Here is a 15,935-nt window from a genome sequence, read left to right on the forward strand (position 1 = left end):
GGTGCCCTCCTAGAACTCGGCCCAACCGTCATTATTTTGACGGCCGTTCACCACTTTCCGGGGTCGGGCTTCAGCAGCCGGAGTGCGGTTGGGAACCACGCTGCGAAGAATGGCAGCAAGATCCGGCTGCGCAGCGCTCGGAGGTTCGGCGCGTGCAGTATTCGTCCTGAATTGCGCGATCAGGCTGTCCAGCCGTTTGATCTGATCATGGAGGGTCGTGGCCGAAGCAGCGCTTTGTTCCGCCAACGCGGCATTCTGCTGGGTGATGCCATCCATGTGGCTGACCGTTTGAGCCATCTCCTCGATGCCGTTTGACTGCTCGGTTGTTGCGGCGGAGATTTCGTTCACGGTCGATGAAACGCGGCTTGAGGCGTCGACGATCTCCCGAAGGGCTTGGCCTGCCTCTCGGACCAACTTCACGCCGTCCGTCACCTCCTGATCGGAGGATGCGATAAGCGCGGTGATGTCCTTGGCAGCATCGGCAGAGCGCTGGGCCAAGGCCCGGACCTCGGCGGCGACCACTGCAAAGCCTCGGCCGGCATCGCCCGCTCTGGCCGCTTCAACCGCAGCATTGAGAGCCAAGAGGTTGGTCTGGAACGCGATCCCATCGATGACGGTTGTGATCTCTGATATCTTGGTCGAGGCTTGCTCGATGCGCTCCATCGCATTGATGGCATTGGAGACGGTTTCGCCGCCGGCCCTGGCAACCCGAGCAGCATCCTCAGCCAGCCTTACCGATTGCCGAGACGACTCGGACGCCGTTTTGACCGAAGCTGCGAGCTCCTCGGTCGTTGCAGCCGTCTGCTCGAGAGCAGACGCTTGCTGCTCTGTTCGGCCCGAAAGGTCTTCCGCCCCGGCGTTGATCTCGTTGGATGAGATGGTGATCTGCGCCGACGTAGCCTTGATCGTACCGATCATGTCCTCGAGGCGCACCATTGCCTGATTGAAGTGCCCGGAGATCGATTCGTACTCGGCAGGAATGTCGCTCGGCATGCGATGGGTCAGGTCGCCATCTGCAAGCGCAGACATGGCGCGGGTAATGTGCTCGACGGCCATCTCTCGTTCGGCGGCCTTCGCCTGCTCCGTTGATCGAGCCTGTTCCTCGACTTTTCGTCGCGCCGCTTCTGAGGCTTCCAGGTAGACCGATATGGCGTAGTCCATATCGAGCAAGGCAGCCTTGATGATCGCAGTGATTTTCTTGCCACGATCTTCTGCGCCCGCCATCGGCGCGCCCAGAAGGGATTTGGGCCAGAGAGCCTTCAAGACATGCGATACGATCTCTTCGAGAAGAAGCGCGTAGCCACCGATATACCAACGCGGCTCCAGGCCGATGCGCGCATGCACCTGGCCTACGGTCGTCACACCGGACACGAAATCGTTGTTGAACTGGCCGGTGGCGATGCGTTCCCAGTGCGACGACTGCCGAGCCTTCGCTCCGTCGACTTGAGAACTATCGCGAAAGAATCTCGCAGTCTCGGGCGTCCGCCGCAGTTGCTCGTAGAAGGAATTCAACGCAGCCGGAAGGGCATCTTTGATTTCATGCTCGACGGACCGAATGCGATCTCGTGACGTCTGGTCGAGCTTCATGAAATCGAGGCGTTGAGCAAGGGCAGTATCGTTCGACATTTTTGCCAACCTCGGATCCGCGGGAATTATTCAGTCGCTAGCGGGCTTTCTCCTCGGATGCATCGGAAGCATTCATTCCCGGGCATCTGCATAGCCTCGATGGCGCATTCCGCAGCAAAATCGTTTCATTTTCGTAAATTATGATCCATAAAGAGCCAAATAGGCTCTTTCTATTGATCTAAATCAAACTTAAAGCGCTTCGACTTTCGGATAATATGGGTCATTTGAGCGCAATTCGCTCAGTCACTCGGGCTTGATTTGAGGAGCGCCGTGTATTGTCGCGACTGGACGGTCTGCGCAGTCGAATTCGCGGGCGCACCGAGAGAAGGCCTCGTTGATGCAAGCCTGCCGCCCATTCACGTCGCCGATAATGCGAGAATTATCTCGTGGTTGCGGGGCCACGAAATTTCATTATCGGCGCGGTAGCGCCGGGCAGATGGGCGGTCATCGCAGGCGGGTTCTGCAGCTGGTCCGCGACTTCATCGACCTGGACGAACTTGGCTACCTGCACTCTGCCCAGTCCCGCAATCAGCTGCTCGTCCACCCTGGTCAGCAGGCTCCAAGAATGACTATAGCCCGTAGCGCCTGTCTCACTTTGAAGCTAACTCGTATTTGGTCCGCGCTCACTGGGGCGCGGCTCGCGCGGACAGCCGATACGATCAGCAGCCGGCAGGCATCCGGGAGGGTAGGGACGCCTGCAATCGGGACCTGCGCCAGCTCCTGCTCGGCGCCAGCGCGCCACCGGCGGCCGCGGCCATCAAAGCCAAGGCGAAACGAAGGTTGACTGGCGACATGATGGCATCTCGAAGCGCGGTGCGGCGACGCTGGCTATGTGTTGGGAATCTTGCATCGACTACCTCGCAGGTAGCTGCTTTACGGCGGCGCGAAGACAATAAGGTCCGCCGCAATTAGTGGTATCCATACGCGGTGTATGGTTCTGACGATCGCGGCCGAAGCGGAACGAGGCCATGTCGAAGGCGCAGATCGGTGGTCTTCTCGCGCAGAGGCGACGCGCGCGGGGCATCTCGCAGCTAGATCTGGCGCTGCGTCTGGGCATTTCGCAGCGCCATCTCGGCTTCGTCGAGACCGGGCGGGCGGGCGTCAGTAAGTCCCTGATGATCGGCTGGATGGAAGCGCTCGAGTTTGAGCCGTCCGAGGCGAACGGTCTCCTGATACGATCGGGCTTCACCGCGATCGAGCTCGACATCGACGGTGACCGCGATCCGATGCACGACTTGGCGCGCGTGCTCAAGGCGCACGAGCCCTTTCCGGCCTTCTTGTTCGATGCCTCCTGGAGAATGCGGCGGATCAATCTCGGCGGACAGAGACTTTGCGCGCTCCTGATGCCGGAATTCTGGCGGGGAACCGTGGAGCCTGAGGCGGGCGTCGACATGATCGCGGCGATGATCGACCCGGGAGGCTTGTTCTCGCAGATGATCAACGCCGCCTCTGTCGGCGACGCATTGCTGCACCAACTGCGGATTGAGCAGGTGTTGCATCCCGAAATCGGCGAGCGGGTAGACCGGCTAGAAAAGCGGCTCCGGCATGAGTTCAACCTCGATGAAAGGAGGGAGAGACGCCAAACGCTGCGCTCGCTGGAGATGGTCTTCCTAAGCGCAGCCGGGAGGCTCAGCTTCGTCACAGCTCAGTTTATGGCCGGGCTACCGCAGGATGCCCGGCCATCCTCACTTCGGATGGAAGTCTGGTTTCCGACCGACGAACTGACTAGGCGCGTCATGTCCCGGCTCGCCGGCGCAGGTGCATGGCCATGCGCGACATAGGCGCGCTCTTGCATAGCTCATCGGCAGCTTCAACGAGCTCGACGGTGCGATCAATTTCATCCACTGCGCCTCGACCAACGGTGGCGATCCAGCAAACAAATTGTGCCTGACGGTCGATGGAAGCCGAACAGGCGGATTGGGTGCCATATCTGGCTCAGGCGGAACAAGGGTCTACGCGGCAGGAAAGCATCATACTTGGTTCGACGACAATAAACTCGTGGCGCGATCGTTCGCTCGCAGCCGTCGAGGGCGGAGATCACCTAAACAGAAAGATCTGGTGCTAGGTAAGCCGAGGGCAGAGGCTTGCCTTCCTGATGGCTGGGAGGACGGCTGCTCGCGATCCTGCCCCAACGTCGACAACTACTGGCACCGAGCAGAAAGCCGTGGCTCCGGGCACTGCCGTCTAAATCCATTTAGAGGTGAGTCGCAGGGGATGCCTGTCGACCTAGTAAAAGATTCAAATATTCCTTAACGAGGCTATTGTTATGATACTAATCTCAAGAAGATACATGCTTCGGGATTTCACAGAAGAAGATCGTTCGTCCTTTGTCTCGTATCAGGACGACCCGCGGTATCGCGAATTGTATGACATCGCAACAGGTGATGACGAGAAGGCTCAGTCGCTCTTTTCGATGTTTCTCGATTGGCAACTTGAACGGCCTAGACTGAATTTCCAGCTTGGTATCTTCGATAAGTCCAGCGGCAAGTTGTGCGGATGCGGCGGTGTCAGGGTCAAAGCCGAAGATCGAAAAGTTGCGGTGTTGGGCCTGGAATTGGCCCCCGAATTATGGGGCCGCCACAAAGTTGCGATCGAGGTTGGAGAATGTCTCGTTCGGTTCGGTTTTGAAACGATCGGTTTGGACGCTTTTGTGAGTGACACGTCGAGTGGCAATAGCCGTGTCATCAAAATTGCAAAGCGGTATGGCGCGGTTCAGGTGGCGGAAAGGCCTGGGCCCGCCTGGATGGAAGCTCGGGGATGGAAAGAGGTCGATTGGTTGCTTACACGGCAACAATGGAATCAACGAACCTTCGACACCGCAAAAAGATAACGCGCAGGGCGGTGGCGCAATCCCTTTTTGGGCATGTTCAATAAGGATTTCATCATCTGGTGCGCGAGGAATGGGCAGAATCGCATGAAGCACGGTGGTGAAATGCTCATTTTGACGGGCGCTCCGGGGTTCGGGAAAAGCACAGGCGCGAAGACACTTGCGCGAGAATCCGGATCATCGAAGGTCCACCTTCATTGAGATGACTTCTGGCATTTCATCAAGACTGGGGCGATCCCACGGCACCAGCCGCAAGCACATGATCAGAACACGGTCGTTTTGGAGGTTGTCGCGCAGGCTGCCGGAGGTTACGCGGAATGTGGTTACTTCGTCATTGTGGACGGCATCGTCGTGGCACGCCGCCCTCGACGTGACGATTCTTCGCTGCCAGGAGCGCGGTGGGAACACATTGACCGATTCCGGTCCAATCACGGAAATCCACAACCAGTCCTCAGCGCTTGGGCACCTAGAGTGACACGCCCTGCCGGTTGAAGCTTATTCACGGCAAGACACTCTGGCGGCGGTCGGCGAGGCAGTACGAAGCGAAACCTATCACCAGGTGGATTGACAGGAAATCGGCGAGCGACCCTATCGGACGAGCAGAGCCGATATTTATGCGCGCGGGCTATCGCTGAGCCTCGACCGCCACCGAAGACACTCCGCCCTCAGTAACGTGACGCCCGCCGAGTTCCACTTAAAACCACGCTGGGCCACCTAAGGCCAGAAACGAAGCCCAGGACTCTCCCAAAAACCGGAGGAGAAATGCGTTTCAGGCCACCATCTAGAAGGCCAGATATTAAGCCGCAACTCATACGATTATTGCCTTTTTCAATAGATGTGTCATTATCTAAATTTTAAATATATAGTATATATCTGCTTTGGTCAGCTTTTCGAGCCAATAATTCTGGCTACGAAAATGGCAGAGTTCCATAAAATACGCTATGCAAAACTTATGATGGTTTTAAATACATAAAGTGTCGTGATAATTGTATTCTAAGATTTGTTATAATAGATATTAGCCATTTCCGTTGACCATTTACAATTTTGTTACAATTTTTCGCTTTAACAAAGGTGAATTATCTCTTAATGACCCCATATTCCGTAGCGTAGCGTGGGGCAGTTAGAATGTATGATAAGTTCGTACGAGTGGCCTGGGTCCTGACTGCCGTCTCATTCGTCCTATTTGTTACCCAGCCGATTGACATTAAACTTCATTTCGTGTTCTCCACCGTTTCAATCGGCGTCATGATCGCGATTTCATGGCTCCGCTTGGGCGGTGTGTTTCGCCATATATTTTTGGCGCTCGGATCGATCATCGTCATACGTTACGTCTACTGGCGCATCGCTGAGACGATTCCCGATCCGAGCCAGGTCGCAGATTTTGTACCCGGCATGCTACTGCTAGCCGCGGATCTATTCTGTATCACGATGCTTGGACTTGGCCTTTTCGTAAATGCCCAGCCCATTACACGTCCCGGCGCACCACGGCTACAAGATGAAGAACTGCCATCAGTCGATGTCTTCGTACCGTCCTATAATGAAGAGCGCGACCTCGTCGCTACAACATTGGCGGCGGCGAAGGCTCTCGATTATCCGCAGCACAAGCTGAGGGTCTTCCTCCTCGATGACGGCGGAACCGATGAGAAATATTACTCATTCGATCCTATTGTCGCATCAGCCGCGCGTGCTCGGCGCGCGGATTTGCAGAAACTCTCCGTAGAGCTGGGAGTTACGTATCTCACCCGTGAGCGCAATGTCCACGCCAAGGCCGGTAACCTCAACAATGGACTGGCGCACTCTTCAGGCGACCTGGTCGTCGTCTTCGACGCCGACCATGTGCCGGCGCGGGAGTTCCTGCGCGAGACCGTTGGGCACTTCGCCAAAGAGCCCAAACTATTCCTGGTTCAGACCCCGCATTTCTTCATCAACGCCGATCCGCTGGAACGCAACCTCCAGACTTTCAGGTCGATGCCGTCGGAGAACGAGATGTTCTACGGCGCGATTCAGAAGGGGTTGGACAGCTGGAACGCGGCCTTCTTCTGCGGCTCGGCCGCTGTATTGCGTCGCGCTGCGTTGGACGAAGTTGGCGGCTTTGCTGGGGTTACCATAACCGAAGACTGTGAATCCGCGCTCGAGTTGCATTCGCGCGGTTGGAAGAGCCTTTACGTCGACAAGCCCTTGATTGCCGGGCTGCAACCAGAGACTTTTGAGTCGTTCATCGGACAGCGCTCGCGCTGGTGCCGAGGCATGCTGCAGATCTTCATGCTAAAAAATCCGCTGGTAAACACGGGTCTAAGCTTGCCGCAACGCCTGTGTTACGCCTCAAGCAATCTGTTCTGGCTCTTTCCGCTGTCACGCGCGATTTTCATGGTGTCGCCGCTCTTCTTCCTCCTATTCAACCTGCAAATCTACAACGCGTCGCCCCAAAGCTTCGTCGCTTACACGATGACCTATATCGTGGCCGTTATCCTCATGCAGCACTACCTTTATGGGAGCCTGCGCTGGCCCTGGGTCTCGGAGCTCTACGAGTACATTCAAAGCGTCTATCTGTTCCGCGCGGTCACAAGCGTAATCGTCAACCCCCGCGCGCCGAAGTTCAACGTAACGCAAAAGGGCAATTCGCTTGCCCAAGACGAGTTGTCGCCGCTGGCTTGGCCATTCTATGCGATTTTCGCCTTCCTGCTCGCTACTCTGGCTTACAGCGGCTACCGCTATGCAACCGAGCCGGCCGCGCGCGATCTGTTAATCGTCATCGGTGCCTGGAATCTGTTCAACACTGTCATGGCCGGCTTGGCACTGGGCGTGGTCTCCGAACGCCGCGAGCGGCGCAAGATCCAGCGCCTCGAGACAAACCGCCACGGCACTCTGATCATTGGCGATCTGGAGGTTCCAGTCGTCGTAAAGGATGCATCCGTCGGCGGTCTCAAGGTTCAGCTCGGCGGTGGCGATGGCCGTCAATTCGGTCAGCTACTCGCCCCGGGGCGCTATCGGGCGGCCATTCGGATAGAGAGCGAAACCGGACCGACGCAAATGGCTCAGGTTGCAATCACCTCCGCAACCAGCGCCGACGACAGCCGCGTGCTCGGGTTGCGGTTCCTTGGCGATGGCGCCGACCGCTATCGCCTCGTCGCCGATGTCGCCTATGCGGATCTTGCTGCAATGCGCAGCACGCGAGCCGCGCGTCAAAATCGCCAGAGCCTATTGATCGGCACCGCCCGGATTCTCGTCTGGTCAGTGCGGGAGGCCATGCGCGGGATGTTCTTCCTGCTCTTCCGCCGCACCAACCGGCAACACGGGACTGGTCAGCAGACAGGATTGCCGATTGCTGGCGCGCTGCCCGCCGACCCGCTTGCGCGCACCGAACCGGCAGGTCAGCACGCGGCGATGCCGGCACGCGGCGCACGCCTGCCGGACGTTGGTCTGGCCGATTTCGCGCCTGCCAACACCCTCTGACGCGCTTTCATCGCAATGATCACCGGAGCATCTGCCATGCGTGCGCTGCCGATTTTCGCTATTGTTCTTGCCACGACAGGCCTGACGATCGCCGCACAGGGCCAGACGGCCCTGCAACGCCCGAATCTTGAAATCTCGCAAGCGGCCCGTTTGGCGCCGCGCCCCGTCGCTCAAGCGAGCTTCCGCCCACTGTCGATGATGGATGACGTTCTGCGCCTGAATGGCGAGTTGGGTACAGATGAGCGGGCGATATTCCTGACCCAGGCCGAGGCGCTGCGCGCGACGGCCTTCCGCGTCACGTATCTGAACGCCGTCTCGAATCTGCCGGATGTCTCTCGCCTGGTAGTGCGGGTCAATGACCATACAATCGGCGAGGTTCGTCTGGACGCGAACGCCGCCGAGGCCACGGCAATCCTCACGATCCCGCCGGGCGTCGTCGTGCCAGGCTACAATTCGGTGCGGCTGATTGCCAACCAGCGCCACCGCGTCGACTGCGGCGTGAAGGCCACTTACGAGTTGTGGAGCGCGGTCTCGCTGAACCGCAGCGGTTTCGTTGGCCTGCAGAGCACCCCGGTGCTGCGCCGCATCACCGATCTGCCCGCGCTCGCCGCAAGCGGCGCGGAACGGACGCCGATTCGCATCCGCTTGGCTGGCATTTCAGACACGGCTGCGCTCGACGAGGCGATGCGAGCTGCGAATGCGATCGTGCTCGCCGCCGGCATCCAGCGGCCGATCATCGAAGTCGCGGAGGAGCAGCGCGAGGGGCCGGGCATCGACCTAGTCGTCGGCCGCGAGGCGCCGGCAGGCTCGACACCGCTCGATGGTGACATGGGTCTTCTTTATCTGCACGACGCCGCCGATGGCCGCACCACGTTCACGCTCCGGCAGGGGACAGAGGGCGAGCGCAGTCTGCAGCGCCTGACCGAACTGGCAAATGCCCAGAATCGTATCGGTTCGGAGGCGGGACGACGCGCGCTTGCCAATACCGTCGGACGTCAGGTGCGTAACGGCTCCCAGCTGAGCTTCAGCGAGCTTGGCTTCGAGAGCAGGGCCTTCGACGGCGCCTTTTTCCAGTCCTCGATGCGGCTGAATCTCCCGAGCGACTTCTTCGCTGCGCCCTATGGAGCGGCCAAGCTCGAACTCGAGTCCGCCTTCCTAGGCTCCGCGGCCGTCGGCCGCCGCGTGAATATCCGCATCAACGACCAGATCGCGGCCATGGTGCCGGTCAACCAGAGTGGTTCGTCCCAGCTCGAGCTGAGCCGTGTCGATTTGCCGATCCAAATGTTCAAGGCCGGCGCCAACACGGTCACCGTGGAGGCTGACATGGCCGGTTCCGACCGCGCTTGCGACGCAACGGCTTCTCGCCCTTCCAATCCGCGGCTGTTGATCGCGGGGACAAGTCGCATCAGCTTCGGCTCGCTGGCGCGCGTCACGGTACTACCGAATCTGTCGGCAACCTTGGGCCATGGCTACCCCTATATCGGTCGCGAAGAGCCGACGATCGTCGCCGTGTCCTCGGCTAGCCCGGTCTATCTCAATGCGGCGATGACTTGGATCGGCCGTATGAGCGCTGCGGCGCGCGCCTCGATGCCGGTGAATTTCCGATTCGGCCCGCTCGACGATCCGGACGCCTCCGGGCTGTTCTTCGGACCTCCGGGCGAGGCCTCGCAGACGCTGGCGCGCTCTATGCTGGCTATCGAGCAGGCCGACACGTCCCAGGTCGTCGCTCGGAATGGCGAAGCCATGAATCCAGGGGCCGCCGACGCCGTGGTCGCCGCCGCTGAGAGCCAGACGTCGTCGGTCGCGGAGCGGCTGCGCGCGAGCGCCGCAGCCAAACTGATCGGCAGCTTGTCCCGTGGTGATCTCGGCCCGGTCGCCGCATGGCTTGATGATTTCGGGCTGATCGAACGCGACAGGCGTAAGGGCGCCGCCGGCGCCTCACCTTTGCTGGCGAGCGATGGGCTCACTCTCCTGCAGGAGGTCGGCACGATGCCGCCGCAGACTTGGCGCGGCATCTTCCAACCGCAGCCGTCTCCGAACATCAAGACCATGGTCCTGGCGTCCAGCCCTGAGACGCTTGACGAATTGATCGCCAAGGCGACGACGGCCCATGCCTGGAGCCGCTTCAACGGCGAAGGTGCGCTGTTGCGCTTGGAAAGCTGGGCACCAGAGAACCGGGCCGCACAGGAGCGGCACTATCTCCCGACCGCCTTCCCGTCACCGGCCAATCTCAGGCTGTCTATCGCCGGCTGGCTCTCGCTCAACCAGGGCTACTATCTCGGCGGACTGATCGTGCTGGCGATGCTGCTCGCGCTAACAACGGCCTTGGTTCTCAAGGGGCGGCGGACGTGATGGCCCGTAATCCCAGCCTCGCGGGCACGGCGCTGGTCGCAGCCCTGGCAGCTGGAAGCGGTGGCGCCGCTGCCGCTCCGCAGTCACGCTCCGAGGTCACCGCGGTCAACCCGAACGCGCCCGCCTCGCAAAGTCCGCAAGGGGCGATGCTGCTGGCCAAGAACTGGCCATCTTACAGGGCGGCCTTCGTCAGGCCGGAAGGCCGCGTCGTCGACAACGGCAACGGCAATATCAGCCATTCGGAGGGCCAAGGTTACGCGCTGGTGCTCGCGGTCGCAACGCAGGATCGCGAAGCGTTCGACCTGATCTGGCGTTGGACGGCGCGCGAACTCTATATTCGCGACGACGGCCTGGCGGCCTGGCGCTGGGAGCCTGGCAGCTCGCCGAATGTAACCGACCGCAACAATGCAAGCGACGGCGATTTGCTGATCGCCTGGGCTCTGGGCGAGGCCGGTGCGCGGTGGGACGTACCAGAATACACCCAGGCGATGAAACGCATATCGGCGGCGATCTTCAAACACAACGTCGTCAAGTCGCGCGTAGGGCCGGTGCTGCTACCAGGCTCAGTCGGTTTCGATGCGAAATCGCAGCCGGACGGTCCTGTGGTCAATCTGTCCTACTGGGTCTTTCCGGCGATCGACCGGCTCGAGGTTCTGGCACCGGAGCACGATTGGGCTGGTTTGCGGCGCTCGGGACTGACCCTGGTCAGCGAGGGACGCTTCGGCCCCTTGCGAATTCCGCCAGAATGGCTCGCGCTTGGATCCGAGCGCAGTGCGCCGGCTACGCAGTTTGAGCGACGGTTCAGCTACAATGCTATCCGAATTCCGCTCTACCTCGCCTGGTCGAATCGCGTTTCGCCCGAGCACCTTAGGCCCTTCGTAGCGATGTGGAACGCGGCCGAGGACATTGGCCCCTTCATCATCGACATCGACGACGGCAAGGCCAGCGGCAAGTTCGACGGCGCCGGCTATCGCCTGATCTTCGCATTGGCGCAGTGCGTGGCGGCCGGCCGGACGGTCCCAGCGGCGCTCGTGGCGGCCAGGAACGAGCTCTACTACCCCGCAACACTCGCTTTGCTCAGCACGCTAGCGATCAGTGAAAGGAGGCCCAAATGTCTCTGAAGTCGCTTGTGATTTCGTCGGTCGCCGCAATAGCATTGCTGGGACCTGCCCAGGCTCAGAACGCCTTTAAGATCGACGCGCCGCTACCGGCGCAACAGCCGAGGGCGGCCAAGGAGGTCGGCCTTAAGCTGGCTCGCCCAGCCGGCGAAGCGGGCGCCCCGCAGGCGGCGCCCGTCAAGGCCGTCGATGAAAGCGCGCTGCGCTTCTATGCGGGCCAGGGCGACACGGCGCGCGTCGCGGCCGAGATCCGCCGCCTGAAAACGCTCCATGCCAACTGGCAACCACCCGAAGATCTCTTCAGTGTCGGCGGCCCGACCATCGACGAGCAGCCGCTCTGGGCACTCTTCGCTGCCAAGCGCTATGAAGAGCTGCGCGAACGTATCGCCGCCTTGCAGGCCGAGCGGCCCGAATACGTGCCGTCTGCCGATCTCGCCGGTAAGCTCGTGCAGGCCGAGCGTCGTGAGGCGATCGTCATCGCTGCGGATGGCAAGGACTGGCCGCGCGTGATCGAGCTCGCGACGGGCGCTGAGGATCTCCTGGTCTGTCGCGAAATCGACTTGCTCTGGCGGGTCGCTGAGGCCTTGTCGGGCGTCGAGGAACCTGCCCGGGCCGTCGACGTCTATCGCTACATCCTGACCAACTGCGAAAATAGCCGCGAGCGGCTCGCCACCGTCCAGAAGGCTTCGACGATTTTGCCGGCGCCAACCGTCCAGGAGTTGATTGCCCTGGGCAAGCGCCGTGGCGCGAACGCCGAGTTCGATGCCATAGGCGTCGACATCATTCGCCGGAAGATGGGGCAGGCGTCTAGCGGCGACACCACCGAGATGCCCGATGCGCGCGAACTCAAGCTGATCGAGACCTCGGCCCGCCGTGGCGTAGCTGACGACGCCGCTCTGCTCGGCTGGTACCATTTCGGGCGCAAGGACTATGCCGCCGCAAAGGAATGGTTCGGCCTGGCGACGAAATCTGCTCCCAAGCCAAAGTACATCGAGGGCCTTATCCTGGCTTTACGTAATTCCGGCGATCTCGAGCAGGCCGAGGAACTTGCCTATCGCCATCGTGAAGCCGACATGCTGATACGCAAGGCTTATATCGAGATCGTTGCGTCCGACATTACGGGTCCGACTGCCAAGGTACTGACGTCGGAGCGCCGGATGCGACTTGAGGAAATCATCGCCAAGGACAAATCCGCGCTCGGCGCGCAGGCGCTGGGGTGGAGCCTCTACAATGCCCAGAGTTTCGCGCCGGCTCGTGCGTGGTTCGAGCGCTCGATTTCCTGGGCACCTTCGGAGGAGGCTGTCGTCGGCCTCGTTGTCGCGGCTCGAAGGCTGAACGATAGGGCGGCCGCGCTGGCGACCGTCAATGCTTACAAGCAGCAGTACCCGGCGGTTGCGTCGCTCGATCGCCTTGGCAATCAGGATCCGACGTCACCCCGTTCCGCGCGCCGAATCGCGAGAGGCGGTCTGCCGTCCGGCGCAATGCGCGATAGCCTCAAGCTCTATGAGGCGGGCAAGTTCCAGGAAGCCGCCGCACTGCTCGACAGCAATCAAAGGTCTATGCCGGTTGGGATGCAGGAGCTTCGCGCTTGGGCCCATTACAATGCGACCAACTACAAGGCTGCTGGCGAGATCTTCGCGAAGCTCAAGACAATCAAGCCCAGTAAAGCGACCGAGCACGGTGATTTCCTCGTTGAAATCCAAGCTCGCGGCAATCCGCATCGCTGGTGGTACAACTGAGGCCGATGGCGAGGAGCCCTGCGATGGTTGGCCGAAATCCAACCGGGTCAAAGCCTTATCGGCGCGGCCCGGCCAACGCGGCGGTGCCGTCGCGTCTCAAGCGCGGCGCTGCTTCGGCCGTGAAGTCGGTGCGGGAAAAGCTGCTGGAGCGGTCCCTCCGGCAAGCCGAACGGCAGCTGCAATCGCTGCGCTCGCTAGCCTATCACGACGAGCTGTGCGGCATCTACAACCGCCGTGCATTCAATGACGAATTGCGACGCGTGACCGACATGGTCCAACGATACGGCGGCGAGGCAGCGGTCGTGATCATCGACGTCGACAACCTCAAGACGATCAATGACCGGCACGGTCACGCCGTTGGCGACGTCGCCCTTATCGCCGTGGCGCAGGTGATCAAGTCGTCCATCAGGTCTTCAGACTTGCTGGCGCGGATCGGAGGCGACGAGTTCGCGGTGATCCTGCTGCACATTGACGAGGAGTCGGCGCAGTTGAAGATCGCGGATATGGCAGAGCGCGTCGCGGCGACGCAGATCAATACCGCCGTCGGCAAGCTGATGCTGACAATTAGCGCGGGTCACTCGATGATAAGCCCAGGGCCCGCCGAAGAGGCTATGCGATCTGCCGACCACGCGATGTATCGCAACAAGCGTGCGCGCCAAACGATCTACCAGCATACATGATTTGGCCAAGTCGTGGTGAAGACCCGTCACATAGGACACGGTCAGCTAAAAAAAATGTCCGCGGAAAAAATCAGCGCGAGCGGTCAATGACTGCGCGAACAGACCGGACACAAAACTGCACCCGGCCAGCACGCCAAAATGTCACAGAATCCCTTGCAACGCGGGAGCCATCTACACAAGACGATCCTGTTGCTGCCGTTGCATCTCCGAGGGCAATGCTTTCAGCAGACTGATCGCGGGTGCGAAAAAGTTCGGGATGGCGAGTGCTGTAATAATCAGATCCGGGGAGCCCATGCGCAGTCGAGATGTCGAGCACAGAGTAAGCATTGCCAGCAAAAAAGGGCTTCCCGACCCGTCCGGTTGCGCCGCCCAAGTCGGCCTACCGCACCCCGGCAGCAAGGCTTCGAAATGCAGGCATCGGCTTAGCACCGTCGTTCCAGAACGAAAGGCTTCCGCCTAGTTCGCTGAGTTGCTTTGCAATAACTGAGACGTAGCAAAACTGCTCATCCCAAACGATGGGGTGAGCGCCGATTCTCAGCGAGTAGTAGAAGGCCGCCCCGTGAACCACTCGGCCGTCGGCGAGACGTCACAGACTCTTAAGCATCACCTCCGCTGGCTCGGTGAGAAGACCATCGGCCTTCAGCATGACAAAGCCATGCAACTGCGCCCAGATTGCATTCGCCGCGGCACGGGCGCGCTGCCGAGAAGCGTCTCCTACGCGATCCAGGAGGGGCTGAAAGCTCGCTAATGCAGCCATTCTGAGCGCGCTATTCTCTGGCGTTCCGGCAACCAAGCCGGAAGCGAACATCAAGCGGTAGAGCTGAATGTTCTCCTCCCCGAAGCGCAGGTAAGCAGCATACATTCGACCGAGAGCTCCGGCCTCGTCCCCAGCTTCCGCTGCGCTCAGCAACGTCGCTGTGAATGTCTCGAAGCCAAGGGTCGCGACGGCGGCCACCAGTTCGTCGCGGTCCGTGAAATGGCGATACGGCGCCGATTGCGCCACACCCGCTTTGCGCGCGAGCGATGCCAGCGACAGCGCCTGAACGCCGTTGGCGCTAATCTCGTCCCGCGCTGCTTCCAGCAAAGTGCGGCGCAGGTCGCCATGGTGATAGCCATGGCGCGAGGCGTGCTTTCTGACGGTCGTTCTGCTCATGTGATGACCAATAACATTTGGCTTGACTCGCCGTCAAACCGGGGTATGTGATATGTCATCACATCAACGGTGATGATGATGGCTGCGAGCGCCCGGCACCTTCAAGCGCTGTCCGGTCTCGCAGGTCGACACCCCATGGCTCCAAGTCAGAAAGGACTTTCAGATGACCACCTTTTCGACCTACGACGACGCGGTCCTGCGTCGCTCGATCCTGCAAAGCGCCGGTGCTGCGGCCCTGGCGGGCGCCTTCGGCGTCCCCGCACAAGCGGCCACACAGCCGCATCAGACATCGCTGTCGTTGAGCTCGCGTATTCAGGGCGTGCAGCATTTCGGCCTCACTGTACAGAACATGGACCGAGCCTACGCCTTCTACACGGATGTTCTGGGCGGCACCGAGGTGCTGCGCGACGGCGATTTCTATGGTGAGCGGATACACAACACGCTGCTGACCGATCAGGAGATCCAGGCCCGTCAGCGCCGCGTCAATCCGCGGGTGATGGGCGTTCCCGATCTACGCAGCGGTGCGCAGCGTCTCGATGTGCGCTTCATCCAGTTCGACAACGTCGTGATCGAGCTGTTGCAGTATCGCGACAACAGCGAGCCGGCAGGGAGCGGAGCCGCCTTTGCCGAGCCGCTCGATCACATGAGCCCCGCCTTCCCGCGCATGATGCACATCTGCTTTCACCTTGGCGACGACGTCGATTTCAACCGGTTCATCGCCGATCTCGAAGCGGAGTCCGCGCGACGCGGCATGACGCAGGTCAAAGCGAACAGGGTGATCACCGTCAGCACTGAGCGGGAGCGCCTTGCCGCCCCGATCGATGCCAATAGCAACGGCATCACAGAAGGTCAGTCAAACGGGTGGCGGCTGATCTACTGCAAAGGCCCCGAGGGCGAGCAGCTCGAATTCGTGCAGGCGCTTGGGCCGGTAAAGCAGCTCTTCGACCGGGCTCGCCTGTCCCGCCGGCGGATCTGACCAGGGAGACC

At 60.6% G+C, this 15,935-nt stretch carries 10 protein-coding genes and 1 pseudogene; 9 read left to right on the top strand and 2 right to left on the bottom strand.

Annotated elements, in window-relative coordinates:
* Positions 1–9: 9 nt before the first annotated feature.
* The gene (locus V7S63_RS23130; RefSeq protein WP_336531954.1) at positions 10–1,626 is read right to left on the bottom strand and encodes a methyl-accepting chemotaxis protein; all 1,617 of its coding nucleotides are present in this window, start codon (positions 1,624–1,626) and stop codon (positions 10–12) included.
* A gap of 968 nt (positions 1,627–2,594) precedes the next feature.
* Here V7S63_RS23130 and V7S63_RS23135 point away from each other — a divergent pair.
* From V7S63_RS23135 to V7S63_RS23170, 8 genes and pseudogenes are all read left to right on the top strand, one after another.
* A complete protein-coding gene (locus tag V7S63_RS23135) occupies positions 2,595–3,407 on the top strand; it encodes a helix-turn-helix domain-containing protein (protein WP_336531955.1) in 813 nt (270 codons plus the stop codon).
* A 509-nt stretch (positions 3,408–3,916) separates the two neighbouring features.
* Positions 3,917–4,456 carry a GNAT family N-acetyltransferase gene (locus tag V7S63_RS23140; RefSeq protein ID WP_336531956.1) on the top strand — a complete coding sequence of 180 codons (540 nt, stop codon included), beginning with the start codon at positions 3,917–3,919 and terminating at the stop codon, positions 4,454–4,456.
* 84 nt (positions 4,457–4,540) lie between these two features.
* A pseudogene (locus V7S63_RS23145) lies at positions 4,541–5,021 on the top strand (ATP-binding protein).
* Positions 5,022–5,578: 557 nt separating this feature from the next.
* Positions 5,579–7,906 (top strand): UDP-forming cellulose synthase catalytic subunit, encoded by a 2,328-nt coding sequence (bcsA, locus tag V7S63_RS23150; RefSeq protein ID WP_336531957.1) that lies wholly within the window; start codon positions 5,579–5,581, stop codon positions 7,904–7,906.
* A 36-nt stretch (positions 7,907–7,942) separates the two neighbouring features.
* Positions 7,943–10,258 carry a cellulose biosynthesis cyclic di-GMP-binding regulatory protein BcsB gene (locus V7S63_RS23155; protein WP_336531958.1) on the top strand — a complete coding sequence of 772 codons (2,316 nt, stop codon included), beginning with the start codon at positions 7,943–7,945 and terminating at the stop codon, positions 10,256–10,258.
* Positions 10,258–11,379 carry a family 8 glycosyl hydrolase gene (locus tag V7S63_RS23160; protein ID WP_336531959.1) on the top strand — a complete coding sequence of 374 codons (1,122 nt, stop codon included), beginning with the start codon at positions 10,258–10,260 and terminating at the stop codon, positions 11,377–11,379. The genes V7S63_RS23155 and V7S63_RS23160 overlap by 1 nt, the downstream gene beginning before the upstream one ends.
* Positions 11,370–13,115 carry a hypothetical protein gene (locus V7S63_RS23165; RefSeq protein ID WP_336531960.1) on the top strand — a complete coding sequence of 582 codons (1,746 nt, stop codon included), beginning with the start codon at positions 11,370–11,372 and terminating at the stop codon, positions 13,113–13,115. The genes V7S63_RS23160 and V7S63_RS23165 overlap by 10 nt, the downstream gene beginning before the upstream one ends.
* A 23-nt stretch (positions 13,116–13,138) precedes the next feature.
* On the top strand, positions 13,139–13,795 hold the full coding sequence (locus V7S63_RS23170) for a GGDEF domain-containing protein (RefSeq protein WP_336531961.1): 657 nt from the start codon (positions 13,139–13,141) through the stop codon (positions 13,793–13,795).
* Between the two features lie 586 nt (positions 13,796–14,381).
* On the opposite strand, the gene V7S63_RS23175 is transcribed toward V7S63_RS23170, so the two are convergent.
* On the bottom strand, positions 14,382–14,948 hold the full coding sequence (locus V7S63_RS23175; protein WP_336531962.1) for a TetR/AcrR family transcriptional regulator: 567 nt from the start codon (positions 14,946–14,948) through the stop codon (positions 14,382–14,384).
* A 163-nt stretch (positions 14,949–15,111) separates the two neighbouring features.
* Here V7S63_RS23175 and V7S63_RS23180 point away from each other — a divergent pair, with 163 nt between their 5' ends.
* Positions 15,112–15,924, top strand: a complete 813-nt coding sequence (locus V7S63_RS23180) for a VOC family protein (protein WP_336531963.1) — start codon at positions 15,112–15,114, stop codon at positions 15,922–15,924.
* Positions 15,925–15,935 lie beyond the last annotated feature (11 nt).

The organism is Allobosea sp. CCNWLY174, from assembly GCF_037120455.1.
Taxonomy (GTDB): domain Bacteria; phylum Pseudomonadota; class Alphaproteobacteria; order Rhizobiales; family Beijerinckiaceae; genus Allobosea; species Allobosea lupini.

What these genes read in the sequence shown, in the direction of transcription:
- V7S63_RS23135 (WP_336531955.1), top strand. Translation starts at nt 2,595, where the DNA reads ATGTCGAAGGCGCAGATCGGTGGTCTTCTCGCGCAGAGGCGACGCGCG.
- V7S63_RS23175 (WP_336531962.1), bottom strand. Translation starts at nt 14,948, where the DNA reads ATGAGCAGAACGACCGTCAGAAAGCACGCCTCGCGCCATGGCTATCAC.
- V7S63_RS23130 (WP_336531954.1), bottom strand. Translation starts at nt 1,626, where the DNA reads ATGTCGAACGATACTGCCCTTGCTCAACGCCTCGATTTCATGAAGCTC.
- V7S63_RS23140 (WP_336531956.1), top strand. Translation starts at nt 3,917, where the DNA reads ATGCTTCGGGATTTCACAGAAGAAGATCGTTCGTCCTTTGTCTCGTAT.
- V7S63_RS23180 (WP_336531963.1), top strand. Translation starts at nt 15,112, where the DNA reads ATGACCACCTTTTCGACCTACGACGACGCGGTCCTGCGTCGCTCGATC.
- V7S63_RS23170 (WP_336531961.1), top strand. Translation starts at nt 13,139, where the DNA reads ATGGTTGGCCGAAATCCAACCGGGTCAAAGCCTTATCGGCGCGGCCCG.
- V7S63_RS23160 (WP_336531959.1), top strand. Translation starts at nt 10,258, where the DNA reads ATGGCCCGTAATCCCAGCCTCGCGGGCACGGCGCTGGTCGCAGCCCTG.
- V7S63_RS23165 (WP_336531960.1), top strand. Translation starts at nt 11,370, where the DNA reads ATGTCTCTGAAGTCGCTTGTGATTTCGTCGGTCGCCGCAATAGCATTG.
- bcsA (WP_336531957.1), top strand. Translation starts at nt 5,579, where the DNA reads ATGTATGATAAGTTCGTACGAGTGGCCTGGGTCCTGACTGCCGTCTCA.
- V7S63_RS23155 (WP_336531958.1), top strand. Translation starts at nt 7,943, where the DNA reads ATGCGTGCGCTGCCGATTTTCGCTATTGTTCTTGCCACGACAGGCCTG.